The sequence below is a fragment of the Psychrobacter sp. I-STPA10 genome, from assembly GCF_021012795.1.
In the GTDB taxonomy this organism is placed as follows: Bacteria; Pseudomonadota; Gammaproteobacteria; order Pseudomonadales; family Moraxellaceae; genus Psychrobacter.
The window spans coordinates 39,842-65,626 of the sequence record NZ_VFYU01000011.1 but is presented as its reverse complement, the minus strand read 5'-3'; the positions used below and the strand labels follow the sequence as shown (position 1 = coordinate 65,626).

At 40.6% G+C, this 25,785-nt stretch carries 19 protein-coding genes, 1 tRNA gene and 1 pseudogene; 9 read left to right on the top strand and 12 right to left on the bottom strand.

Annotation, left to right across the window (positions count from 1 at the left end; all coding sequences use genetic code 11):
• Positions 1-148: 148 nt before the first annotated feature.
• Positions 149-338, bottom strand: a pseudogene (locus FHK89_RS14995) (L-serine ammonia-lyase, iron-sulfur-dependent, subunit alpha); the annotation flags it as partial.
• A gap of 32 nt (positions 339-370) precedes the next feature.
• On the opposite strand from FHK89_RS14995, the gene FHK89_RS04970 reads away from it, so the two are divergent.
• A complete protein-coding gene (locus FHK89_RS04970) occupies positions 371-2,047 on the top strand; it encodes an ATP-binding cassette domain-containing protein (RefSeq protein ID WP_230657475.1) in 1,677 nt (558 codons plus the stop codon).
• Between the two features lie 14 nt (positions 2,048-2,061).
• Here the strand turns inward: FHK89_RS04970 and FHK89_RS04965 are convergent, their stop codons facing one another.
• From FHK89_RS04965 to FHK89_RS04950, 4 genes are all read right to left on the bottom strand, one after another.
• Complete coding sequence (locus FHK89_RS04965) at positions 2,062-3,663, bottom strand: L-serine ammonia-lyase (RefSeq protein ID WP_230657472.1); 1,602 nt, start codon at positions 3,661-3,663, stop codon at positions 2,062-2,064.
• Positions 3,664-3,672: 9 nt separating this feature from the next.
• Positions 3,673-4,038, bottom strand: a complete 366-nt coding sequence (locus FHK89_RS04960; RefSeq protein WP_230657462.1) for a mechanosensitive ion channel family protein — start codon at positions 4,036-4,038, stop codon at positions 3,673-3,675.
• Between the two features lie 232 nt (positions 4,039-4,270).
• A complete protein-coding gene (gene dnaG / locus FHK89_RS04955) occupies positions 4,271-6,460 on the bottom strand; it encodes a DNA primase (protein WP_230657459.1) in 2,190 nt (729 codons plus the stop codon).
• Between the two features lie 235 nt (positions 6,461-6,695).
• The gene (locus FHK89_RS04950; RefSeq protein ID WP_329958686.1) at positions 6,696-8,018 is read right to left on the bottom strand and encodes an outer membrane protein assembly factor BamD; all 1,323 of its coding nucleotides are present in this window, start codon (positions 8,016-8,018) and stop codon (positions 6,696-6,698) included.
• Between the two features lie 417 nt (positions 8,019-8,435).
• Between FHK89_RS04950 and FHK89_RS04945 the strand changes: the two genes are divergently transcribed.
• The 3 genes from FHK89_RS04945 (at position 8,436) to FHK89_RS04935 (ending at position 11,238) form a co-directional block, all read left to right on the top strand.
• Complete coding sequence (locus FHK89_RS04945) at positions 8,436-9,548, top strand: RluA family pseudouridine synthase (protein WP_442966558.1); 1,113 nt, start codon at positions 8,436-8,438, stop codon at positions 9,546-9,548.
• 62 nt (positions 9,549-9,610) lie between these two features.
• On the top strand, positions 9,611-10,513 hold the full coding sequence (pgeF, locus tag FHK89_RS04940; protein WP_230657452.1) for a peptidoglycan editing factor PgeF: 903 nt from the start codon (positions 9,611-9,613) through the stop codon (positions 10,511-10,513).
• A gap of 134 nt (positions 10,514-10,647) precedes the next feature.
• Positions 10,648-11,238 (top strand): flavodoxin family protein, encoded by a 591-nt coding sequence (locus tag FHK89_RS04935; protein ID WP_230657449.1) that lies wholly within the window; start codon positions 10,648-10,650, stop codon positions 11,236-11,238.
• Between the two features lie 32 nt (positions 11,239-11,270).
• Here the strand turns inward: FHK89_RS04935 and FHK89_RS04930 are convergent, their stop codons facing one another.
• From FHK89_RS04930 to tolQ, 6 genes are all read right to left on the bottom strand, one after another.
• On the bottom strand, positions 11,271-11,639 hold the full coding sequence (locus FHK89_RS04930) for a DUF1622 domain-containing protein (protein ID WP_230657446.1): 369 nt from the start codon (positions 11,637-11,639) through the stop codon (positions 11,271-11,273).
• Positions 11,632-11,841, bottom strand: coding sequence for a hypothetical protein (locus FHK89_RS04925; RefSeq protein ID WP_230657443.1), 210 nt, complete (start codon positions 11,839-11,841; stop codon positions 11,632-11,634). Before FHK89_RS04925 ends, FHK89_RS04930 begins: the two co-directional genes overlap by 8 nt.
• A gap of 131 nt (positions 11,842-11,972) precedes the next feature.
• Positions 11,973-13,286, bottom strand: coding sequence for a hypothetical protein (locus FHK89_RS04920; protein WP_230657440.1), 1,314 nt, complete (start codon positions 13,284-13,286; stop codon positions 11,973-11,975).
• 168 nt (positions 13,287-13,454) lie between these two features.
• On the bottom strand, positions 13,455-14,477 hold the full coding sequence (locus FHK89_RS04915; protein ID WP_230657434.1) for a cell envelope integrity protein TolA: 1,023 nt from the start codon (positions 14,475-14,477) through the stop codon (positions 13,455-13,457).
• A gap of 185 nt (positions 14,478-14,662) precedes the next feature.
• Complete coding sequence (gene tolR, locus FHK89_RS04910; protein ID WP_230657431.1) at positions 14,663-15,112, bottom strand: protein TolR; 450 nt, start codon at positions 15,110-15,112, stop codon at positions 14,663-14,665.
• 155 nt (positions 15,113-15,267) lie between these two features.
• Entirely contained in the window at positions 15,268-15,984 is a 717-nt protein-coding gene (tolQ, locus tag FHK89_RS04905) for a protein TolQ (protein WP_230657428.1), read from the bottom strand.
• 566 nt (positions 15,985-16,550) lie between these two features.
• On the opposite strand from tolQ, the gene FHK89_RS04900 reads away from it, so the two are divergent.
• Together FHK89_RS04900 and FHK89_RS04895 are read left to right on the top strand one after the other, a co-directional pair.
• Positions 16,551-17,846, top strand: coding sequence for an NCS2 family permease (locus tag FHK89_RS04900; protein ID WP_230657426.1), 1,296 nt, complete (start codon positions 16,551-16,553; stop codon positions 17,844-17,846).
• Positions 17,847-17,985: 139 nt separating this feature from the next.
• Positions 17,986-18,876 carry a ChaN family lipoprotein gene (locus FHK89_RS04895; RefSeq protein WP_230657423.1) on the top strand — a complete coding sequence of 297 codons (891 nt, stop codon included), beginning with the start codon at positions 17,986-17,988 and terminating at the stop codon, positions 18,874-18,876.
• 42 nt (positions 18,877-18,918) lie between these two features.
• Here the strand turns inward: FHK89_RS04895 and FHK89_RS04890 are convergent.
• Positions 18,919-18,994 (bottom strand) — tRNA-Arg (locus tag FHK89_RS04890).
• A 485-nt stretch (positions 18,995-19,479) separates the two neighbouring features.
• Between FHK89_RS04890 and FHK89_RS04885 the strand changes: the two genes are divergently transcribed.
• The 3 genes from FHK89_RS04885 to FHK89_RS04875 all read left to right on the top strand — a co-directional run bounded on the left by FHK89_RS04885 (position 19,480) and on the right by FHK89_RS04875 (position 25,734).
• Positions 19,480-21,849: a tellurite resistance TerB family protein gene (locus FHK89_RS04885; protein WP_230657419.1), complete on the top strand. Its 2,370-nt coding sequence runs from the start codon at positions 19,480-19,482 to the stop codon at positions 21,847-21,849.
• Positions 21,850-22,042: 193 nt separating this feature from the next.
• Positions 22,043-23,374 (top strand): ATP-binding protein, encoded by a 1,332-nt coding sequence (locus FHK89_RS04880; protein WP_230657415.1) that lies wholly within the window; start codon positions 22,043-22,045, stop codon positions 23,372-23,374.
• 56 nt (positions 23,375-23,430) lie between these two features.
• Positions 23,431-25,734 (top strand): DEAD/DEAH box helicase, encoded by a 2,304-nt coding sequence (locus FHK89_RS04875; protein WP_230657412.1) that lies wholly within the window; start codon positions 23,431-23,433, stop codon positions 25,732-25,734.
• Positions 25,735-25,785 lie beyond the last annotated feature (51 nt).

Here is a 25,785-nt window from a genome sequence, read left to right as displayed (position 1 = left end):
GTTCCCTCCACCTTTGGGGGAGGGTTAGGGAGGGGGTAGCATACTTTTTAGAAAACCATCCCTAATTTTGACTTATGAATACAGGTTCTTAACTTAAGAGTTAGCACTGTGGATAGCCCACCGATACATTAACCACAGCGATACGATTTGGGTCAATAGTGTCATCTAGAGTGATGTTAGTTGCAATTTCTGCTGCATTGGCACATTGGGCAGGGGATAGTCCTTTGACATGCGCAAGACCTGCTGCTGCCATCGCATATGCTGAGCCAACCTCACCTTGACAGCCAACTTTTGAACCTGACTGATATTGAGGTGTTTTGTTTAATAATCGTACCAATCACAATTGAAATCGTTTTGTGGGGTCTATGCTATGGAAGAGGTAGTAAAGGATTTCTATTTTTTTAAGAAGTCTTGCAAAATAGCTAAAATTAATTATAAAAATATATTTTATCATTTTTTCTTGATAACTATTCTAGTTGTTTTTATAGCAATAATCGCATCAACACTACCTCTTTTGTTGAAGATTATAGTTGACAGTATCAATACTGAAACAAAACATAAAGCAAGTCTTTACTTGATAGTTTTAGCTGGAATTTATGGAATTGCATGGATTGCAAATGAATCTTCGGACTGGATAAAAGGAGCGTTAACAAGCTATTTTTTATCTAAAATTGAAATTTCGATTTATATATACTTTATGGATAAGGTTTTTAAGTCTAAATACTATGAACAAAAAAGAATAGACAAAGGGAAATTTTTATCTGAGGTAAAAAGAGCTGGGGAGTCATCTGGACAGTTATTCTACATATTGTTTTGGACGATACTGCCAATATCGGTTCAGTTTTTATTTTCTCTTTATGTAATAATGAAAAATGTAAATACATGGCTGTCAGTTTTTATAGGTATTTTTTTAATATCATCATTATACCTCTCTATTAAAATATCTAATAAATCTAAAAATATACACCCAATTATATATTCAGCTAAAAACCTAATAGACTCTCATACTGTAAGTAGACTGAACTTTCTTTTTGAAATAAAGACTAACAATAATTACAAATATGAGCTAGAAAGTTGTCACAAAGTGGGTGAGGAATTTGTATCCAAAATATTTAAAGCTAATGTGATGTCAGCAAAGCTAATGTTGGTTCAAATAATTTTTATAGGTATTTTGTTGATAACATCCAATATGTATTTAATTATAAAAATACCAGAGTATAACTACACATCAGGTGATTTTGTTATGATTTCTGGATACATAATACAACTCTCAACACCAATTATAATGCTTTCTCAATTTCTGATACAACTAAAAGGTCATTTTATATCCATATCGGACATACTAAAATATTTAGATTTAAACGAAGATTCTCAAAATAAACAAATAAAAGAAATAGAAGATTTTGATTTGGTATTTTATGCAAAAAATATGACTATAAATACAAATAAAAAGATTTCTTTTGGTATAAAAAGGGGTTATTGGTATAGCATAATTGGGAGTAGTGGGTCTGGAAAATCCACTTTCATTAAATCAATCTTAAAGCTTCATGATACCTCTCATGAAAAACTTAACTTTTTTGGGATTGATATAGATACTTTAAGTAGTTACGATATTATCTCTTATGTTTCAGTAGTAAACCAAGATACCGCTTTTTTTAAAGATAGCTTGGAAAATAATTTATTTTACTCTAGTGTTAAAGAAAGAGATTTGGATTACGTGTCAGATATACTAAGGAAATTGAATTTAAATAACTTCGTTGAGTATATTTATTCAGGTTCGAACGATTGGATTGATAAAGCTTCTGGGGGTGAGTTGCAGAGACTTTCTATAGTTAGAGCTTATTTAAGAGAGAAATCTATTATTATACTTGATGAACCCACTTCAGCATTAGATGGCATTAACAGTAACGTTGTATTGAAGTTTGTAGAAGAAAATTTCGATACGATAATCATGATAACGCATGATCGTGATTCATTGGTTTTTAGTGATTACATTATGGATTTGGATGAGAAAGAGCCTCGTTTTATAGACTTCTTAGCAGGTTAATTAACATTAAAGGACTAGCACTGTGGATAGCCCACTGCCACATCGACCACTGCAATACGATTGGGGTCAATAGCCTCATCTAGAGTGATGTTATTTTTCTGCACATGAATGGCAAGCCCGCCCATCGCAGTTTCTTTGTATTTGTCCATCATATCCTCACCTGTGGCTTTCATCGTAGCAATGGCTTTATCGAGGGAGACAAAATGTACCCCATCGCCACGTTTGGCAAGGCGAGCAGCATTGATGGCTTTTACTGCTGCCATTGCATTGCGCTCAATACAAGGTATTTGTACCAGTCCACCGATGGGGTCACAGGTTAGCCCCAAATTATGCTCAATACCAATTTCTGCTGCATTGGTACATTGGGCAGGGGATAGCCCTTTGACATGCGCAAGACCTGCTGCTGCCATTGCACATGCTGAGCCCACTTCGCCCTGACAGCCCACTTCTGCCCCCGAGATAGAAGCATTTTGCTTAATAATCGTGCCAATCGCAGCGGCGGTTAATAAAAACTCTCGTACTCCTTGCTGGCTAAAATTGGCAAAAAAATCACGATAATAATGCAGTACCGCAGGAATAATACCTGCTGCACCATTGGTAGGCGCAGTCACCACTCGTCCGCCATTAGCATTTTCTTCGTTCACAGCTAAAGCATACAAATCTATCCAGTCCATCGCCATTAGACTGTCATTATTATTATCAGTTTGCTGTGATTCTAGCTGTAATTGCTGATATAAGGCTTTGGCACGGCGTTTGACTTTTAATCCCCCTGGTAAAATACCATCTCCATTACAGCCATGAGTAACACAAAGCTGCATCACTTCCCAAATCTCATCAAGATACTGTTCAATCTCTTGCTGACTTCTTAATGCGAGCTCATTTGCCATCATTACTTCACTGATGCTCAAATTATGTTGCTGACAAATGGAGAGTAATTGCTGGGCTGAATAAAACGGATAGGGGACTAAACTGTCATCACTTAAGGCAATCTTATCAATGGGCTGTTGTGTATGTTGTTGGGTGGGCTGTTGGCTGACATCAAGATGAGCAGAGTTAGGGGCTTGTGTGTTTAGCTCAGCATTATTATTTATTATGCTTGATGTATTAGAGTTAGGTGTACTAGAAGAAGCGAGACTATCAGATTCAAATTCATCAGCATTGGCAATAAAGCCACCACCGATTGAGTAGTAGGTCTGCTGATAGGTTTCACCAGTATTTGAGTAGGCGGTGAGGGTTAAGCCATTGGGGTGATGTGGTAGATTAGTTTGGATATGCCAAATAATGTCACGATCATAATTAAAATTAATATCATGCCTACCTGCTAAAGACATGTGATGATCTGCCAAGACAGGGGCAAGATAATCAGCCACTTTTGTGGTATCAATTTTGTTGGCTTTATGCCCGAGTAAGCCTAAGATAATAGCCGTATCAGTAGCATGACCTTTGCCTGTGGCAGCAAGCGACCCGTATAAATCTACTTGAATACGTTTAACGGTTTCTAAAGAAAATTGAGTTTGTAAATCGATTAAAAAGGTATTGGCAGCGACCATAGGACCAACCGTATGCGAGCTTGAAGGCCCGATACCAATTTTAAACATATCAAATAAGCTAATCATAAACAATATCTATACGAAAGTATCCGTAGGTTTAGGGGCTTTTTTTAGCTCGCGTATTGAGCGCGCATCACGGCTTTTATCTTTTGCTGCTGGCCAGCTTTCACGTTGCATCGCCCGATTGCCATCAAATTCATCGGTTTGATCATGCCACAGATGCACATAAGTGGGATAGGGCATATCAATACCTGCCTCATCTAAAGCCTGATAAACGGTTTGGATAACTTCATCTTGGACATGAATTTGTGATTTTTTATCCGATTTTGTCCACCAACGTAGGCGAATAATATTGGGTAGTAGTTTGATAAAGCCATTCACCCATGTATCGAGCTTGGTAAAAGCAAGCCGAAGTTTGCATTGATTTGTTCCACAATCCATATCCCTGTTGGTTGTTTAATAGCATTGGTTATATGATGACATCAGTCAATTGTCTATTGAGGGCTAAAGCAGTGGATATTAGCAACTATGGCAGGCTTAAGCAATCTGTTGAACTGATAACCGCTATCAATCAAAGTGGACATTCGCCACAGTTTAGATAAGGTTTGTGAAGTTTTAAATTGTGTTAGAAGCATGGCTTTGATCATATTTTCATTGTTTTTAGGTTTTGTTATTAGACTTTAGCCACTTGTTCTGCTTGTTGCTGCTTGTGCCAGGTTATCAGTTGTTGTCGTTGTCGATTGACATGCGATAGGATAACCACATTATTGGCAGCGGCGACTTGCTTATTGAAGGCTTGCAGTAGCAATTGAATCAATAAATCTTCGGTCAGATCATCGACATCAATGATACCACGGTGGGTCAGGCTTTGAAAAAAAACTTGCCAGCGTTGTGCAAGTGGCTGCTGAAAACTGTTTGGTAGATTCGCCAAAATAAAATGGGCAGCCGCATTGGTATCATTAGGTAAAAAAGGCAATAAGCGTTGAATGACTTCGATCAGTTTGCTGAGTCGTATATTGTCAAAAGATTGCCACGATGGCAGCTCGGGAATTTGAGCATGTTGATGATGTGCACTGTGACGGCTATTTGTTTGTTTTAGTCTATCGGGTAGTTCGATGTTATCAACTTTTGAGCGTTGCCAAATATTTCTAATAGGATCCTCAGCAAGTCGCTGTGGGTCAAATAGTAAACACAACTCCAACTGCCCACTGATGGTCATGTCGCTATCAAAATCGAGTAGGGCATCATGTGCCGCCGTCTTTTGATTGCGCTTACCACCTAGTCTTTGATAAATATCATTATTGAGTAGATAACGAAAGCTTGATTTTTTGGGTAGTTGACTTGTTAAAGAGCGCACTTGCGCCATTAATTTGGCTTTGCCTTCTACCAATGACAAATCATATTGTGCGCTAAGATAAGCAAAAATATACTCAGAGAGTGGAATGGCATGGCGTATTTGTGAGCGCATTGCCTCTACACCATGTGTTTGCACATAGGTATCAGGGTCATGATTATTGGGTAGGGTCAAAAAGCGCAGTTCTTTTTCATCACTGAGTATGGGTAAGCTGACTTCTAGGGTACGCCATGCTGCTTTTTGTCCTGCACTGTCACCATCAAAGCATAATGTCAGGGTTGGATTCATTTGTAGCAGGCGTGCAATTTGGCTCTCATTAGTGGCTGTTCCCATTGAGGCGACTGCACCATAGATGCCTGCTTGATATAAGGCAATGACATCCATATAGCCTTCGACTACCAGCCAATCATTACAGCGTTGCTGCCGAGATTCATAATAGCCATAGAGCACATGCTGTTTGTGAAACACAGGTGAGTCACTGGAGTTGATGTATTTGGGTTTAACCTCATTGTCTAAGGCTCGCCCTGCAAAGCCAATGGTACGTCCTTGATTATCACGAATGGGAAAGATGACCCGATCACGTAGTAAGTCGTACTCTGTCCCTTTCTCAGAAGAGCGAACCAGTCCCAATGCCCTTAGCCCTTCGATATCTTGGGAGAAATGTTGCTCTAAATGTTGCCAGCCTGCGGGTGCGTAACCCAAAGCAAACGTGGCAATGGTGTCATCGCTGAGGCCACGATTTTTAAAGTATGCCAGTGCTTTGCCATGTTGCTGTAGATTATGCTGATAAAATACTTGGATACGTTCTAATAGCTCGTAAAGATTGCCTTCTTTATTAAGGCTACCTTGATTAAAACCACTTTGATTAAAACCACCTTGATTAAGGTTAGAAGCAGGTTTGTGAGCTGCTTGTGGGGCTGCTAAGTCAGTATGATGGTCGTTAGCCCTATTGCTGTGATTGCTAGCATTAAAATACGCATCATCATGGCTGTTATAACTATCATAATTGTCATAGCCTTCATAACCACTATAACCTGCATCGTTGCCATCAAATCCACTGCCATAACTGTCATAATAGTCATCAATGTGATTGATACCATTTATGCCATCAATGCGATCGGCAGAGACTAGATTTTGGCTGGTTTGAGTTGGTGCTATTGGTGGTGTTGGCTGGGGATTGGACGGGCGACGTGTATAGCGTATGTCTTGACGATCTTCTTTGGGTAGGTCAATCCCTGTTTGTTGTGATAGCTCTTTGATGGCTTCTAAAAAGGTGAGATTTTCATAATCTCGCAAAAAGCTAATGGCATTACCACCAACACCGCAGCCAAAGCAGTTGTAGACATTTTTTTGTGGGTTAACATAAAAAGAGGGTGTTTTTTCACCATGAAAGGGGCAGCAGCCTTTATATTCTCTCCCAGCTCGCTTTAAGGTAGTGTGTCTACCAATAATGCTCACTAGGTCAGCTTGACTGCATAATTGATCGAGGACATGATTGGGGATACTCATAATGAAACCATGCCTATTGCTGATGATTTACTATTTACTTAGATATGCTGTAGACGGCGAGAGCAAACGCCATTTTATAGCGACAGCTTGATATTTATAAATGGTATTTATAACATCAATGGCACGGGCTAATGTTGGGTTAGTCCATGCCATGTTATGCCATTGATTAAGTCGATTAAGTCAAGTCGCTAAGTTACTGCTACTAAGCTGCTTAGCTGCTTAGCGAATGAATACATTACTCAGTGTCTTGATTGGCTTCAGGTTGTGGAATGGGACGTGTATTGGGGGCAGCCACATTAGGCTGTACCGACATATCCGCTGTGGTTTGACGTGGGGTAGGGACATTATCAGGTATGACCATGCTATTTTTTGCTGCTTGAGTGGTACTACCTTGGCTATTGATTTGTTCACTGTCATTTTCAGGCAGATTTAAACCAAATTTAATACCAGAATTACGACTGGTATCAAAAGCCGGAGCATTGTTGCGACTGGTAGTGGTATTATTGTCAGTGGCTAATTGTAGTTGGGCAGCACGTTGTACAACTTGCGTTTTTGTTGCGCCAGTATAAGGTGCAACTGCGATATTTGCTTGGTTGGCATTTGAGCGGCCCAATTTACCAAAGGTGATTTTATTGAGCCATGAGCCTGCATTACTACCTTTTAAGCGTACCTTGCCATTTTGCCCCAACCATTCTGGATAATTAATTTGTAATAGGGTTTTGTAATCTTGCGCCAGATCGTTTAGTCCTAATTGTTCATTACTATAAGCTAAGATAGCGATGGCTTCAGGTACTTGCTCACTGAGTGGATAAAATTGGAATACCCATTTTGCACGATTGGCAGCGGCAACATAAGCCTGGCGTTCGATATACCACCGAGCTGCTGACAATTCGTTTTCGGCAAGTTGGTTGTAGATATAACTCATACGCTGTGCAGCATCGGGTGCATAGATGCTATTGGGATAACGGGTAATTAATTCTTGAAAATCGTTGAAAGCCAAACGCATATATGAAGTATCACGATGGGCTTGTTTTTGTTTGGCAAAGTTAAGTAGGGCACTGGTGCTTGCCTGCATATTGGCAACACCCCGTACATAATAAGCATAATCTACTTGGGCGTTATTGGGATACAGTTTGATAAAACGCTCCGCACTAAGAGCCGCCTCGGTATACTCTTTACTTTGAAATTGTGAGTACATTAAATCTAGCAATGCTTGCTCAGCATAGCGACCTGTAGGATAAAAAGTACGCAGATCATTTAATGCAGCATTTGCGACAATATAACGTCCTTTTTCCAAAGATTCGACAGCTTCTTGATAGTATCCAGTTTCAGACTTTTCTGCTGTCAATACAGCATCGTCAGCCTTATTACCTGTTAGATTTTTGATGGTTTGACAGCCTGACAGACCAATGCTAGCTCCAAGTAAGGCAATAACTGTTGCTTTAGTAAACGGATTTGTCAGCATGGAGGAGCGATGGGTACTGTACAAGCCAGTACCCGTATCAATACCAGTTTTGGTGGTTGTGCCCAAGGTTTTGGTGGTCTTGATTGTGGTCATGGTGGCGTTTTCCTTAATTTCACTTTAGTTTTTTATTACAGCAGACCCTAATGAGGCAGACGCTTTAAATCATTGTATAAGATGAGGATAAAACCGTGCTAGTTTAGCATGTTCACTTCTGAAAGGGACAGTGAAAGTTTTGCAATATCACCAGCACACTATGATAAGTTGAAGTATAAGTTAGGGTGGCATTTTATTGCCGTCTTAATTATCGTTGAAGTAGATCACGCTGACTTATGGTTAGTCAGGGTTTATAGATAATGATACACTATGGCTCTTGTAGCGTCTATTGCAGTACTTATACATACAGTTTCTAGTTCGTTTTGGTAGTTGCATGATTGTGATGACGTGTTAGTTTGAGTTGTTTATAAAATTGAGAGCTTTATGACCCATAGTGTGAAGACAGATTCTACCGTAATGAGTGATGATGATATTTTTGATGATGCAGAGATTTTAGTTGCAATAGATGCCGATGATTTTGAAGACATTAATGATATTGAGGACATTGATGATTTTGATTCAGCACAATTATCAAATGCACACATGGCAAAAGTCAGTGGTGAGCAGATTAATATGCATCATGTGGTGACATCTGAGCAAGCAGGGGTGCGTATTGATAAGTTAAGTGCGGAGATATTTGATCAATTTTCACGGGGACAATTGCAAGATTGGCTAAAATCTGGTGCATTGACAGTCAATGGCAATGCCACAAAGCCCAAATATCGAGTAAAAGTAAACGATGACATGGCACTAAATGCGGTACTTGAGAGTCACAGTGAAGATGTGCCAGAAAATATTGCGCTTGATGTGGTCTATGAAGATGAGTGGGTATTGGTGATTAACAAACCTGTTGGTATGGTGGTGCATCCAGGCGCAGGAAATCCATCGGGAACATTGGTAAATGCGTTGTTGTATCACTATCCTGATCAGGCATATTTGCCACGAGCAGGTTTGGTGCATCGTATTGATAAAGACACTTCAGGGCTATTAATCATTGGCAAAACTAAAATGGCACAGCTTGAGTTACAATCGCAGCTAAAGGATAAAAGTGTTTATCGTCATTATCGCTGTGTGGTGGCAGGTGATGAAGCAAGTTTGATGCGTCAACGTACCATTGATGCCCCCATTGGTCGCCATCGCAGTCAGCGTACGAAGATGGCAGTGACCAGTACAGGCAAAGCAGCAGTGACTCATATTCGTAGCATCACCCCATTGGCTGATCACTATTGTTTGCTGGATGTGGAGCTAGAAACAGGGCGGACGCATCAAATAAGGGTACATTTAAGTCACATTGGTCATCCAATTGTTGGTGATGGGGTTTATGGCAGTAAACGCCAATTACGTGCTGGCATGACAGAAGCGCAGCGGCAAGCTGTGTTGCAGTTTTCGCGACAGGCATTACATGCGTATCGTTTGGGATTTATTCATCCACATACGCAGCAGCCTGTGACAGTCACTGCACCATTGCCTGAGGATATGCAGGCCTTGATTACCCAGTTATCAGATGCGTCAGAGTCCGTAGTAAAATAATGCTTAGTGATTACTAGCTATGCTAAGGATAATAAAAGAATAAGCCAAATAAGGATAAAGTCATGGGGCATTTTAATATATCGGCTGCTGCATCTGAATATCAACACCACCCAATTGACTCCATTGAGGTGCTATATCAAGATGCGTATGTTGCGGTGCTGCAAACCAATGCAGGTATTGATTTATCAAATATTGATAATTTAGCGAATACAAAAGCGACTTATGGTGCATTTAATCTGGGGTTGCATGTGGCAGATAATCCTGCACGGGTGTTAAATAATAGGGCAGCGCTGCTTAGGTATTTAAATCGTTTCGGACAGGTGTGCTGTATTCATTGGCTTACGCAAGTACATGGTAATCGGGTGGTGCAGGTTGAGCAGTTGCCATTGGGTATCAAATCAGTTGAAGCCGATGCACTGATCAGTACCCAGCCACAGCATGCGTTGGCGATTATGACCGCGGACTGTGTGCCCATTTGTTTGTGGCAACAAAACACCCATAAAATTGCTACCATTCATGCTGGCTGGCAGGGTTTGGTAAATGGTGTGATTGCCAACACACTGGCGCAGTTTGAGAGACAACAAGGGGTGATACATGCCATGATAGGGGCGTGTATTAGTCAACGCTGTTATGAGGTATCACAACAATTGGTGGATAAAATGGCATTGTCATTACCATTTGTGGGTGATATGCAACCGTTTGTGCAAGCACACAGCAGTGAGTCACAAAAAGCATGGCTCGATTTACCACGTATTGCCGTGGCACAGCTACAACAAGCAGGTGTCATAAGAGAGCACATCAATGAAGGGTATCGGCAAAATAGCATTGAAGCGGATAAAAAGGTTAGCGATGTGCATTGGGCATGTAGTTATCAAGATACCCACTATTACTCCTACCGCCGTATGACACATGATAAGCTGACACAAACTGGCAGAATGGCAATGGTTGTTGTGCGACGACAATAGGACAATAGATAGTGTCTTTTTACAGTTGCTGAGTGGCTGTACTACAAATAATTCATCATTCATCATAAAAAAATGATAATACGCTAAGGTCGTATATGACATTAGGGTGCAATATAAAAGATAGGATAAAAATTATGCCTGCAAGCTTGCAAGACTTAAAAATCGCAGTGATTTATCACAGTAATTATGGTCATACCAAACGGGTGGCAGAAGCAATAGCAGAGGGTGTTGAGCGTCAGAGGGTGGCTGTCAAAATATTGGACATTCATCAGATGGATTGGGAATTTGCTGATGCAGCGCAGATGATTGTTTTTGGTAGTGCGGTCTATATGGGCAGTGTTACCGCTGATTTTAAAGCTTTTATGGACAGTACCTCACAGCGGTGGTTCCATCGTAACTGGCAAGGTAAATGGGCAGCCGGTTTTGCTAACTCTGGTGGACTCAGTGGTGATAAATTATCTGTATTACAGCAGATTTGTTTGTTTGCCATGCAGCATGGCATGAACTGGGCAGGCTTTCCCATTATGCCAACAGGGCATAGCAGCAATGATATTAATCGTCTCTCTAGTTTTATCGGGTTGATGACACAATCAATTGATGCACCTCCTGAGCAAACCCCTTGTCGTGGAGATATACAAACGGCTGAAAAGTTTGGTGAGCATTTAGCAGAGTTGTTAATAGCCCAGCCACCTAAGACTTACCCATCGAAGCTTCACCCATCATAAAGCATAAGAGGGCAAGATATAAGTAATCAATTTTAATCAATACGAGTTGGTGGTGTATTGGTTGTGGATTTTTGCCAAGGAAAGCGTCCTTCTAACTCTACTTGTAAAGATAAACTCAAAAAGGTGCGAATAATAACAATACACCCTAATATCATGACTGATTTTAGGGTTGGCTCAGTAACAACCGTTGCCATGATATCTGCTGCGATTAACACTTCTAAACCCAATAAGATAGATTTTCCTACTGCTTGTCTCACCTCAAGATAGAGGGTATGGTTTAAATGTGGCAAAGAGATGATGGCTTTGCCTAAGGCGTATAATAATCCCAAAAACATAATTAAAACGCCAATGCCTTCGACGATTTTTGCAATCAAATCAATATAATGAACAATATTAGGCAAGGGTGGATTCCTTATGGATTAACCTGTATTGGCTTTGGTTGTCATTATTGACACTGTCATCACTATCATCGCTATAATCAACCACAGGAATGGGGTTGGGTGCGATTTGTATGTGTTGGCAACCAGTCAAAGTATGGCAACAGGCAGTGAGTGTGAGCAGTGTCAGTGCCAATCTAAATATTTGGTCAGTTTGGTCATTCATTGATTCTAAGATTTTAATGTGAAACTCTCTTTAAAGTCAGCAGCTTAAAAGCCAGTGCCTCCCTCTTTTTTTAAGAGAGAGGCTAAGGAGTGAAGTTGAGAGTCAGATATAAATAATATGATGACTACTATTTACTCTGCTGCAATCCATACAGGAGATTTAATCGCACCTTTGACGCTTTTGGTGATGGCAGCCCCGCCATTTAGTGAGCGTATGACTAGGGTGCTGTTATTACTATTGCCTTGCGAATACACTACTTTTTCACCACTGGGTGAAAATTTCGGTGCTTCATCGATACCTGTTGTACCAAAGTTTACTAAGTTTTGTCCACCGCTACTCATGACCACAGCAGATCTACCATTGAGGTAACCAATCTTCGTACCATCTGGGCTATAAGCAGGATTGGCAGCATAGTTAGCAGCGGTGACTCGCGAGATATTACCCGAGAAGTCAGCGCGATATATTTTAGGTTTATTAGGACTGGCGTGATCTGAGGCAAAGACAAAGTTTTTACCATCAGGTGAATAGCTGGGTTGAAATTGGTCGTAAGGCAATTCAAAGACTTTTTGTGGTGTACCGCCTGCTGTACTAACACGGTAAATATCCGCATCACCATCTACTGTACTGGAAAATAAAATACTGCCACCATCAGGTGAAAAACTGGGACTTAAATTACTGCCTTTGAGACGTACTAATGGGGTGACTTTGTTGCTACGCAAATCATATAAATAGATATAGGGTAGGTTATTTGGCATCTGTACTGAATAGGCAAGTAGGTTGCCATCAGGTGAGGCAGCAGGACTATAAATTAGCCCTGAAATTTTATCAACGATGGCTCTAGGGTTTTCGCCATCGGCATCACTGACAATCAATGAAGAGGTAGAATTAGGTCCACTACCTTGTTGCAATATATAGGCAATCTTGGCATCAAAATCTGATTTTTTGCCTGTGATGATCTCATATATTTTGGCAGCAGTTTTATGGGCAACTTTACGTGGGTCATTGCCTGATATACGCTGTGTGCCTCTAAGTACCTGCTTGGTAGCAATATTAATTACTTCAAAGGTTACGACTGTATTGCCGCGATCTGTACTGGTTGAGCCGATTACTAAATAGGGAATACCCAAGCTTTCCCAAGCGGCATAAGTGCCTGCAAGATCGCTGGATGAGTGTGCTTTTTGGGGTAGGTTGTCAGCGGTTACTTTTAGTGAGGTTGTGTGTAGATCTGATAAGATAATACTAGAAATAGCAGCATCACCTGCAAAAGGGACAAAGGCGACTTGATTTTCTTGTACCTCTCCTTTTTTGGCAATGGTGACTTCAACATCGAAGTCATCAGCAGCCATTGCAGGTATTGTCATACCCAAAAAGACAATTGCTAAGCTGGTTGTAAGTGCCATTGATAGTAGCGATAAGGGTGTTTTTTTTGAAGGTGAGTTGTTCATAATTTACCTATAAATATGATGTATGATTCTACAATACTGTTTGTTGCAGTATAACAAGCATGAGCGTGTTGTCGTATGGCAGAATGGATGTTGTTATTTAATTTGCTATTAGTTGTTCACTATAGCATTTTTGTGACAATTTTTTTATTCATCTCTTTTTTATCCATCTCATTTAACCACAAAATGCAAACGTAGCCTACGTTTATCTGTCCCTTGAATGGGTGTGAGTGGGCTGGCGTTTCTAATGGCAGAGTCAAGACTGGATTTGAGTTCATTATCTGCTGAATTTACTTTAATGCTAAGCACATTGCCATTGGCATCAACGGTGACATCTGCCACAACCCTTTCTCCAACTCGATTTTTGGGAGGATGCCAATAAGGCTCAATATGACTGATTAATGCACCATCAATATTGCCACCACCACTTTGAGATCCTCCACTACGACCTTGAGCACCTTTTGCGCTGCCTGTATTACCAGTATTGCCCGTTAGGAGTGGATCACCATCGTCACCGAGACTCCATGAGTTTGTAGCATGACTGTCACCGCTTTCAATCGGTGCAAAATCTTTTTCAATTCTTTTTGGTTTCTCTATTTTTGGCTTTTTGGCTTTTAGTTCACCCAGCCGTTCTTTTTCTTTTATATTTTTGTCTGCAACGTCACTTGCAAAGTCTTGCAAGTTTTGTTCAGCTTCTTTTTCCATTTGCTCACTAAATATTTGCCGTCGTCTTTCGTATTCAAGTTCTTTAATGTCTGTGGTGTCTAAGCGTGTATCTATCTCTGCACTGTCTATATTATCTATCGTTGGCTCATTGGTTGGGATAAAAATGGGTACAGAATGACGGCGAACTTCAGTGTTTTGTGCAGGGGGAGGGGGCGTTGGTTGACGGTTACGGTTATTTTCACGGTTGCTGTTATTAGTGGCGAGATTGGTATCAAAAGTTTGGCTAGATTGCTCGCCTTGATTGCCTTCTTCTCCAGCAGCCCGATTGGCTTTAATACCCGCTTGCATCGCTGCCAATTCTTCTGGTGTGACGATACTGGTTTCTATACTGGCAGGAATGTCCATTTTTGGTACACGGTGAGTAAAAAACACAAAGCCAATGATTGCAGCATGGATTAGTATACTTAACACCATAGGTATGCCTAAGCCATTATCTTCAGGCTCAACAGGGACATAAACAGATGGCATGCGGCTCATTACCATGGATGACTCTCTTCAATTTTTTTGCCAGTAAATTTTATAATCATAAAATTAAGTTAATTTTTAGGTAGTGTTCTAAAAAGTATAAAAGTATGCTATCCCTCTCTAACTCTAAGCTACACGAGCATAGCAACTACACTATCTTTTTGAAACACCACCAATTTTTAATATCGTTAAGGATTGGGTAGTGGCTCAGCCGTTAATAGTCCAACCTTTTGTATGCCTGCTTGTTGTAAGTTTGCCATGAGTTGCATAATCATGCCATATTGATTGTTTTGATCAGCATTAATCATCACTTTTAACCCCCCATCTTCACCCGCTTGATGTTGCAGGCGTATTAAAGTGTCAATAAGCTCAGGTTCAGATACGGGTAAATCTGTATTGCCCTCAAAGCTTAGAGTAATCTCGCCATTACTTTGTAAAGAGACAATCACTGGCATTTGAGTACCCATGGTGATGCTGTCTGTTTTGGCTTTGGGTAAGTCAACATTCACGCCAGTAGTTAGCATGGGTGTGGTTACCATAAAGATCACCAACAATACCAACATCACATCAATATAGGGGACAACATTCATACTGGCATTTAGTGGTTTTTTATGGCGAGTATAAGGACTTGGTTTCATAATTTATCTTATAATCTGGCGAGTATTACCGGTAACTAAACTATATGGGTATATAGGGTAACTCTGTTTTTAGTTTTTATTTGCTACTTATATATTAATAGATAACTAAATTATAGTTACTTTATTATAGTGACTGTAGTTAGGTGGTTATTTATTTAGACCGTTGGTGTGGTCACAGGTTTTATGGCCGTTGGCTGGACAGGTTCAGTGTTCATTTCTCGTTGTAGCATGCCAGTCATTTCATCACAAAAAAGGGCTCGACTGTCATAAATGGTTGCTGCTTTGGCAGTAAAGTGATTGTATGCTAACACCGCAGGAATGGCTGCAAACAGCCCCATTGCAGTCGCAATGAGTGCTTCTGCAATACCGGGAGCGACAGCAGAGATGCTGGCTTGCTCAGTTTGTGACAATCCCAAAAACGCATTCATGATGCCCCATACTGTACCAAATAATCCGACATACGGAGCAACAGAACCAATACTGGCTAATGTTGCCAATCCTGATTCTAAGGCTTGCTGCTGACGACCAAGCCCGACTCGTAGTTTACGCTCCACCCCCTCGATGACATCATTTTTTGGTTGGCTTTTTTTATTCATTTTGAGAAATTCTGAAAAGCCAACATAAAATATGTGTGCCAAACCGTGGCGGTCTGGTGAGCCTTGGACACCATGATATAGCTTTGCTAAATCTGCGCCTGACCAAAACCACTCTTCAAATTGTCCGTCATGATGCTTAGCTGATCCCAAACGAGCACTGAGGCGAAATATAATAACCCAGCATAATAAAGAGGCGAGTAGTAATAGCCCCATAACGATTTGAACTAAAAAACTGGCTTGAGTAATAAGTTCAATAAGATTGATAGAGTCTGACATGAAAAGCTCACTTGCGATCGAGGTAGTTAAAAAAATCGTTAAAAAATTTAACTGTTTAGATGATGACATATAAACAGCAGAATAAAAAACTAACTAAAGAAGATATTCAATAGATCCTAAAATGGGTAGTATAAATAATCAACACAAATAAAACCGTATAACAATAACTGACAACTCTTTGAGTATCAATGCTATAAATATTATTTTTAGCTAATTAATTTAGTTTGCAAGCTGAGTTTATAGGCTTGGTTTATCGATTTAGTTTACTAGGTAGTCTTCACATGCGCATTTTAATCGTAGTTGTCGAATAAAAAAAGATAAAAAGTGCTGAACCAGCATTATTTATGGTACTTGAGGAGACTGTATTTTATATATGCCATGTTGCCTGTGGTATTGACCAGCGTATTTTGAGTATGCAGATATAAATAATAAAGATGTTGAACTAAGTGGGGTAGTTCACTAGAATGTGTTGCTTGTTAAAATGTTACACATTCTTAACAGTTACTAAATTAACAGTCACTAACAATCGCTGACGCTCTTATTACTCATCAGCCCGTGGACTTTCTATGAATGCAATTGAAAAATACTTTGGTATCAATGGAACCAACACCACCATAAAGACAGAAGTCATGGCAGGTACAACCACCTTCCTGACGATGGCGTATATCATCTTTGTAAACCCCAGTATCTTAGCCGATGCAGGTATGGATCAAGGCGCGGTATTTGTTGCTACATGTTTGGCAGCTGCATTGGGGTGCTTTATTATGGGGCTTTATGCCCGCTTGCCAGTGGTGTTAGCACCTGGAATGGGGCTTAATGCCTTTTTTACTTATGGTGTTGTGTTGGGCATGGGGTATAGTTGGCAGACGGCTTTGGGTGCGGTGTTTTTGTCAGGATGTATCTTTGTCGGTCTTAGCCTATTTAATATACGTGAATGGTTGATTAATGCCATTCCTAATTGTTTAAAACAAGGCATTGTTGCAGGTATCGGTGCATTTTTGGCATTTATTGCGTTAAAAAGTGCGGGTATTATTGTCTCGCAAGAGTCAACTTTTGTTGCATTGGGTAATTTACATGAATTTCCACCCATCATGGCTGCCATTGGTTTTTTTGTCATTATTGGTTTGGCACATAGAAATATTCATGGGGCAGTGACCATTGGTATTTTATTGGTGACATTGATCAGTGTATTGGCTGGGGTTACTCCTTTTCAAGGTGTGATGTCAATGCCTCCCTCTATTGCTCCTACTTTGATGCAGCTTGATATTGCAGGGGCATTTGATGTTGCCATGATCAGTGTGATATTTGCCTTCTTATTTGTTGATTTATTTGATACCACGGGCACAATTATTGGGGTAACAAAAAAAGCAGGAATCATGCATGAAGATGGCAATATTCCTAATTTAAATAAAGCGTTATTAGCAGATTCTACAGCCACAGTTGCGGGTACTTTACTTGGTACATCTTCTACAACCAGCTTTGTGGAGAGTACGGCGGGTGTGGCAGCAGGTGGTCGTACTGGCTTGATGGCAGTAACAGTTGGGGTGCTATTTTTATTGAGTTTATTTTTTGCCCCTTTGGCTGGCATGATTCCAGCGTATGCTACTGCGGGTGCAATTTTTTATGTCTCTGTATTGATGTTATTTACCCTAAAAGAGATTGATTGGGAGGACTTGACCGAAGCGGCTCCTGTGGCGGTGGTGTTATTGATGACCCCATTGACTTTTTCTATTGCTCATGGTGTCTCCTTAGGGATTATTACTTATACTGCTGTCAAAGCACTGACAGGTAAATTTGATGAAATTAGCCCAGCCGTGTGGGTATTGACTGTTATCTTGTTGGCAAAAATTATGTTTTTATAATCATATTCTCTGGTATAGAGATGATGGTGATAGGTGAGGAAAGCTTGTTATTTTAACTGGTTATTTTAATTATGGGTGACTATTGATGGGTGTTATCACGGGCAAAAGTTTTTATAAAATGATGGTTATGGGTGTGCTTATGATAGGCACAACTATAATAAGTACGACCACGTTTGCGAAGGTCTCTATCTTAGAAACCAAGTCGTTAACTGCTGTTTCATCACCGCCTGCGACAAAAATGGCTAATCCACTGCTTGCTAACAGTCAAATTATTGATTTGGCTAACCAAAAAACCATCACTGCCCAACAGTTTGTGCAACAATTAGCTTTGCAAGATTATGTGATATTGGGTGAATATCATGATAGTAAAGCGCAACATCAACTGGCATATTGGTTGCTTGCTGCACTGGATAAGCAGCGTCCACAAGGTAGTTTGTTACTTGAAATGTTGACAGTAGCGCAACAACCATTAGTCGATGACGTAGCACAAAATCACGCTGTCACTTTGGCTGAATTAAATAAATCGCTACAGTGGCAGCCTGCATGGGATTGGGGGTTGTATGGCAATATCGTACAGCACCCCATCAATCATGGTTATGATTTGGTAGCAACCAATTTAAGTAAATCTGAGGTTTCAGCTTTACTGCAAAACACGCAGCCAGTACAGTCAATATCAGCTAATGCTTCTACTACCGAAGAAATCAAATCAACCATTAGAAATAGTATTATGGCAAACCATCATCTAGATAGTGCCAGTGATGAAGATATGGCAATGATTAATAGAATGGTGGAAATCCAGCAGCATCGTGATCGACGTATGGCAGAAAAAATTTTGGGGGCAGCCACACCTAGTTTATTATTAACTGGTAACTTTCATGCGCAAAAGTCGGTTGGTGTACCTGTTCATTTATCTGATTTGCAATATGAGCAACCCCATAAAAAGCAAGGTGTGGTGGTAATGATGGTGGCGGATATTGATGATTTAACCACAAAAGATGCAGACTATGTTTGGGTCATTAATGACGAGTAGTTATTAGTTATTGTAGTTTAGGAATTAATATATGTGTGGTGATGGTGCGCCCATCGGGACTTGAACCCAAATCGATCGCTTAGGAGGCGACTGCTCTATCCTGTTGAGCTATAGGCGCATAAGTAAAAGTACATGATATGGACAAACAATCATTAAACGACTAACTATCTTATCTATAGATATCTACAGTGTTGCCCTTGTTGGTTATACCACCACATTATCTGCACATCTTCTAGGGTCTGTTGAACATTCATCTTCATAGGAAAAATTGAGATACTGATTTTAATAAACAGTGACTTAATCAAGGCAAGGAACGCAGGTAGCTTTTGTTAATAACAGCGGGATATTAACCAGTTCATTAACGCAGAGTAAGGCAAATTTAGCCAATTTTTATATAAAAGTAAAAAATAACTGTGTTCCTTATGGGTATTAGCCTGACGGAGTGAAAGTTCAACAGATGCTACTATTTGTCTCAGTCGCCTTGTCTCTATTTTATGTCTCTATGATGATAGTAAAAGTACAATTGAGCTTGCTATTGTAACAAAGTTTTTGGCTCAATCCCAATGAACAATCATTTATATTTCTAAGGCGATTGATACAACCATGAATATATACAACTTAAAGAACTTTGCCTCTTTTTTTATCCACCCTCTAACATCAAAAAATAACACAGACTCTAGCAATAAAACTGCTGGTCGCTGGGTAGGTGAGCATGAGGCGATGGTGATTCATGGTCGCTCAATAAAACGAGGCTTTTATTATTTTGGTGGTCAACTGGAGACATTAATCGGTTATGGCAATGAGCCATCAATGATTGATGACAGCTTGCCAGTAGCACCGCCACAAGTCATTCACCGTAATACTCAGATTGATAGTGACGACACACTGGGTTATTGGCCAAGATATGCAACGTTATCTGCTAAGTGTCGTGGGGCTTATTTAGATTGGCTGGCATCGGATCGAACACACCCACAAACACCCATTGGCTATGTATTTATTTATTTTGCAGGTATTGAACGTCGTATCATTGAAAATATCAATAATGAGGTAGTCAGTGATGCCGAATTCATTGCTATTTATACCGAAGTGATGCGTTTATATGTTATCTATGGTGAGCATTATTCATTTGGCAAGTATACTGCTGATTTTTTAGAATTTATGCGTTTGGCGCGCTCGCTATTATTTGAAGATACCTCTTTAATTGCTCATTTGCCTGATGCTCCCGTCCCAACGAATAATGCTAACTTAAGTTTTAAATTAGACTTAGCAAAAACCGTTGCTTTAGGCAAACCCATATCAGCTAAGTTGGCATGGCAATGGTTAAATTTTGCAGATAATTATAATTTTAAAACCCCTGCCAAACGCTGTGCCACTGAGTTTAAAAAGTTATTTAACATTTATTATAAACAGAGCTTTGCTGATGGCATGGTGGTAAAGCCCAACAAAACCCGTTTAAAAATTAGCTATCATGCCTCTAGTCGCTCTATTATGACTGTTGATTTGACCCTTGATGACTTACCAGATCCCACCCGATTAACAGCCCCTGTCAATAAGCTAGTAGAGATTGCAGAAAAAAGTAATGATGCTCTTGATGCGTACAGTCGTTATGTAGGTCGTGAGAGCAATTGTGCCGATGATGTGTCTGCACTGATGCTGTTACCCAAGATATTGGTTGAACAGCAAAATCCTGCTATTATTCAAAAATTTAAGGCATGGGCAACGCAGGTGATTGATGCCGATGAAGGGTTAACAACTGTCAAAGCATTATGGGAGCATTTGGATACACCCTTGCCAAAGGGTAGTGAGAATAAAGCCTTAAACAAAAAGCAAAATGAGCTACTTATTAATCTGGCAGAATTGTCAGGCTTTGGTATTGTTCCTGACCAGCGTTATTATCGTAGCAAGCTTAAATTTGATGATTATGTGGTGCTATTTGCAGGGGGACACCAATATAATAGCCAAGCGGATAGTGATAGCCAAGTAGATAATGGGGAAAACACTGGCGATAATGATAGCAATGGCGAATTTATTGCCAGTGATTGTTTTTATCAAGTTAAGTTGGCACTTAGACTTGGGGCAATGGTTGCCACCATAGATGGACATGTATATAAATCTGAAATCGATGTCTTGCTGGCTTTAATTGAGAGTAACCATACACTCAGTACAACTGAGAAAAAATCGTTAACTGCTTATCTGTTATGGCAATTAAACACACCTGCCAATATGACAGGGTTAAAAGCAAAATTGGCAACCCTTGATGACAGTCAGATGGCTTTTATCAGTCAGGTTATTATCTCTGTGGCATTGGCAAATGGCTCGGTTAAGCCTGAGCAAATTAAACAAATCGAAAAATTGTATCATGCGTTGGGATTGGATAAATCTCGCGTGACCAGTGACATTCATCATGTCACCACCCGCAAAAAGACAGCACAAAAGATAGGTAAGAGGCTTGTTGATGTTCAAGATAATAAAGCAAGTGGCACACAAAGTTCAGATAATACCTTGAGCTTTGATGCTGATGTATTGGCTATGCTCGAGAGTGAAACAGGGGAGGCAAAGGCGATGCTTGCCAGTATTTTTGCTGATGATAAAGAGGTTGATGATACGGTAGATAATCAAAGCGTAGAGAACCAAAGCCTAGAGAGTCAAAGTGTAAATAGCCAAGACAAGTTAAGCAGTGATGCCGTTGCAAGCGACGACCAATATCAAGACCAAAATGCTAAAGATGAGCCACCATTATTTGCTGGTTTGGATAGGGCACATGGTCAGCTATATCAACAGCTCATTATCAAAGAGGCATGGACACAACAAGAGGTGATGGCATTATGTCAATCATTAGAGTTGATGATTAATGGAGCAATAGAAACCATTAATGATTGGGCATTTGAGGTCGTGGGAGCTCCTGTATTAGAAGAAGACGATACAATCATCGTTGATTTGGAGATTGTCGCAGAGATAACCGATGAGCTTTAAAATATTTTTGGATAGGATGGCAAAAAGTATATAGTAGCAGTTGCCAGTTTTTAGTTTATCCCCAACTCTCCAATTGCAAACTTATTTTTAACCTCTCTTCGGAATAATAATTCCTTCTACCTTTGGGGGAGGGCTAGGGTGGGGGCTATCAACAAAGAAGATATGAACGAAAATCGATTAATAAGGAAATTAGATGAGCAATAAAAAGATTCGAGCCAAAGAGCGTGATGCCATTATCCAATCTTTAAAATCAGGAGTAACCCCAAAAGTAGGTATTCAGCATATCCAAGTTGGGCGTATCAATGAATTAAAAGCGCTTATTGGTGATATTGAGCGCATTGCCGATGGTGGTTCGGCTTTTCGCTTAATTATTGGCGAGTATGGCTCAGGCAAAACCTTTTTTTTAAGTGTGGTACGAGCGATTGCCTTAGAGCAAAAGCTGGTGACAGTGCATGCCGATTTGTCACCTGATAGACGTATTCAAGCCTCCGCAGGGCAAGCCCGCAACTTATATTCTGAATTGATGCGTAATTTGTCTACCCGAAACAAACCAGATGGCAATGCTCTCACCAGTGTGGTTGAACGCTTTATTACCGAAGCACGCAAACAAGCAGACAGTACAGGCGATGACATTGGTCAGGTTATTCAAGACAAGTTGGCACAATTAACCGAGCTTGTGGGTGGTTATGATTTTGCCAAAGTCATTGAAGCCTATTGGCAAGGTCATGAGCAGGGTAATGAGGAATTAAAAATCAATGCCATTCGTTGGCTACGAGCGGAGTATTCAACCAAGACCGATGCCCGCCGAGATTTGGGCGTGCGTAGTATCATCTCAGACAGCTCATTTTATGATGCCCTTAAATTAATGAGCCTATTTGTGCGTCAGGCAGGGTATCAAGGGTTATTGGTTAATCTTGATGAGATGGTTAATTTGTATAAGCTCAATAGTACCCAAGCCCGTCTTAGTAATTACGAGCAAATACTACGGATATTAAATGACTGCTTGCAAGGCACCGCAGAATATTTAGGCTTTTTATTGGGGGGTACGCCAGAGTTTTTGTTAGACCCACGTAAAGGCTTATACAGCTATGATGCCTTGCAAACTCGGTTGGCAGACAACAGCTTTGCCAAGCAAGCAGGGGTGATTGATTATTCCTCACCTGCCCTGCATTTAGCCAGTTTAACCCCCGAGGAGCTGTATATTTTGCTTAAAAATTTACGCCATGTTTATGCAGGGGGTGACGAGTCAAAATACTTAGTGCCTGATGAATCCTTACAAGCGTTTTTACAACATTGTAGCCAAACCATCGGCGAGGCTTATTTTCGTACCCCTCGCAATACCATCAAGGCATTTTTGGATATGTTGGCGGTCATTGACCAAAATCCAGAGGTTGAGTGGACACAACTGGTTAATTCTGTTGCCATTGAGCCTGATATGCCATCGGATATGGAGTTTGAGATTGATACAGGTGATGACGCAGAGGGTAATGAGGCTGACGATGAATTGGCGGATTTTAAGTTATAGCCCAGAACCCTAAATCCAGTATCCAAAATCTAAATCCAGAATAAAGAGAATGCCTTTTGAGAGATGCTCATTTACAGCTTGATAAGCAGGTACAGCGTTGGCTATTTAATCAAGGCTGGTATGGGCTACGTGAGATACAGTGCAAAGCCGTTGCTCCCATTTTGTCTGCACAAACCGATGTATTAATCAGTGCCTCTACTGCCTCGGGTAAAACGGAGGCTTTCTTTTTACCTGCGTGTAGTGCGTTGATGGCACAAAGTAATATATATCAGTCGCATAAAGAAAAGCATCAAGGCGGATATGAAGAAAGGCATGAAAAAAGCAATAAACACAGCGGTTCAGGTGTTGGAATTTTATATATCAGCCCCTTAAAAGCGTTGATTAATGACCAATATCGACGTTTGCAAAGTTTGGCAGACTTGCTAGATTTACAAGTTACCCCGTGGCATGGTGACAGTGCCAAAAGTGGTAAAATTAAACAAAAAAAGTCCCCCTCTGGCATTATTTTGATTACCCCAGAGTCGCTTGAGTCGTTATTAATCAGGGACGCAAGTTGGGTGAAACAAGCGTTTGCCAATTTGCAATATATCGTTATTGATGAGTTTCATGCGTTTTTGGGTGATGAAAGAGGTCAACATTTATTGTCGCTACTGACCCGATTGGAGCATATAGCGGGCAGACTAGACGACCCTATCCCCAGAGTGGCATTGAGTGCGACGCTTGGTGATTTGGCTAATGTACCTCAATCACTGCGACCCAATCACTCGCTACCTTGTGAGATTATCGAAGAATCAGAGGCATTCTCTAGTATTAAAATCCAGCTTAAAGGCTATATTGAGCCAAGCCAAATGTTCGGCGAAAGTCTTGAGTTAGCCAATAGTGCCGAAATGAAAATATGTGCAGATTTATATCGATTTTGTCGAGGTGGCAGTCATTTGGTGTTTGCCAATAGTCGCAAGCGTACCGAGATGATTGCAACTGAGCTTAGCGAGCTGTGCGAAAAAAATGTCGTACCCAATGAGTTTTTTCCACATCATGGCTCACTGTCCAAAGAGCTACGAGAGGGATTAGAGCAACGCTTGCAAAAAGAGTCGCTACCCACCACTGCCATTTGTACCATGACCTTAGAGCTGGGTATTGATATTGGTAAGGTGGATTCTGTCATTCAAGTGACTGCACCACATTCGGTATCGAGTTTGCGTCAACGCTTGGGGCGCTCGGGTAGGCGGGGTGGCTCATCAATACTGCGCATGTTAATTACTGAAAGACAGCTTGATAAAAACAGCAACTTAATTGATGGTTTACGGCTGGAGCTTTTGCAATCTTTGGCGATGGTTCGACTATTGATAGCCAATAAATGGTTTGAGCCTGCCGATACTTCGTTATATCACTTTTCTACCTTGTTACACCAAGTTTTGGCAACCATTGCACAATGGGGCGGTATTCGAGCAGATCAGCTTTATGGTTTATTGTGCAAGCAAGGTATTTTTCAAAAGATAACCCCTGCTCATTTTAAATCCCTGCTAAAACAAATGGGTGAGGATGAACTAATCACGCAACTGGGTAGTGGCGAGTTGGTCTTGGGGGTGCTGGGTGAGCGTTTGGTTGGGCATTACACCTTTTATGCGGTGTTTGAAACGCCAGAGGAATATCGTGTTGTTGCAGGTAATAAGACCCTTGGTACGCTACCTGTTGAGTCGATGATTCTGCCCAAACAGCATATTATCTTTGGTGGCAAACGCTGGCAGGTGCTCAGTGTAGACAGTGATAAAAAGGTGATTGATGTTGTTGCTATCAAAGGTGGGGGCAAACCGCCTGCCTTTGGTGGTGGTGGCATGAGTATTCATGACCGAGTACGTCAAGAGATGTTGGCAATTTTGGTTAATGGAGATTACCGCATTGCAGTGGGGGCGCAAAAAGTAGACTTTATAGACGCTACTGCCCGTCATTTATTTACAGAGAGTTTGGAGACATTTGAGCGATGTCACCTTGATAGTCAGGCAGTCGTGGTACAAGATGGGCGAGTTTATATTTTGACATGGCTTGGTGATAAAGTGGTCAATACCTTATTGGCATTACTTATTACCCATGAGTTTGATGCCGAGTCTTATGCAGGGGTTATTTGTGTCAGTGGGGCAACTTATCAGCAAGTCATCGAGTTTTTACAACAGCTTGCTCAAAATCCCCTACCTACAGCGACCGAGATTGCCAAGCTGATTCCTAATAAAAGAGTGCAAAAATTTGATCAATATCTGCCCGAGGATTTGTTGTGCATTGGTTATGGTGCTCAAGCATTTGATGTGCAACAGTTAAGTGACTGGTTGAGGCAGTTTACAGAAAAAAGTGATATAAAATTTTAGTATGAAAGTGGTGGATTAAAAGTTGTTAGTCAATAAAGTCGGGGCAGTTTA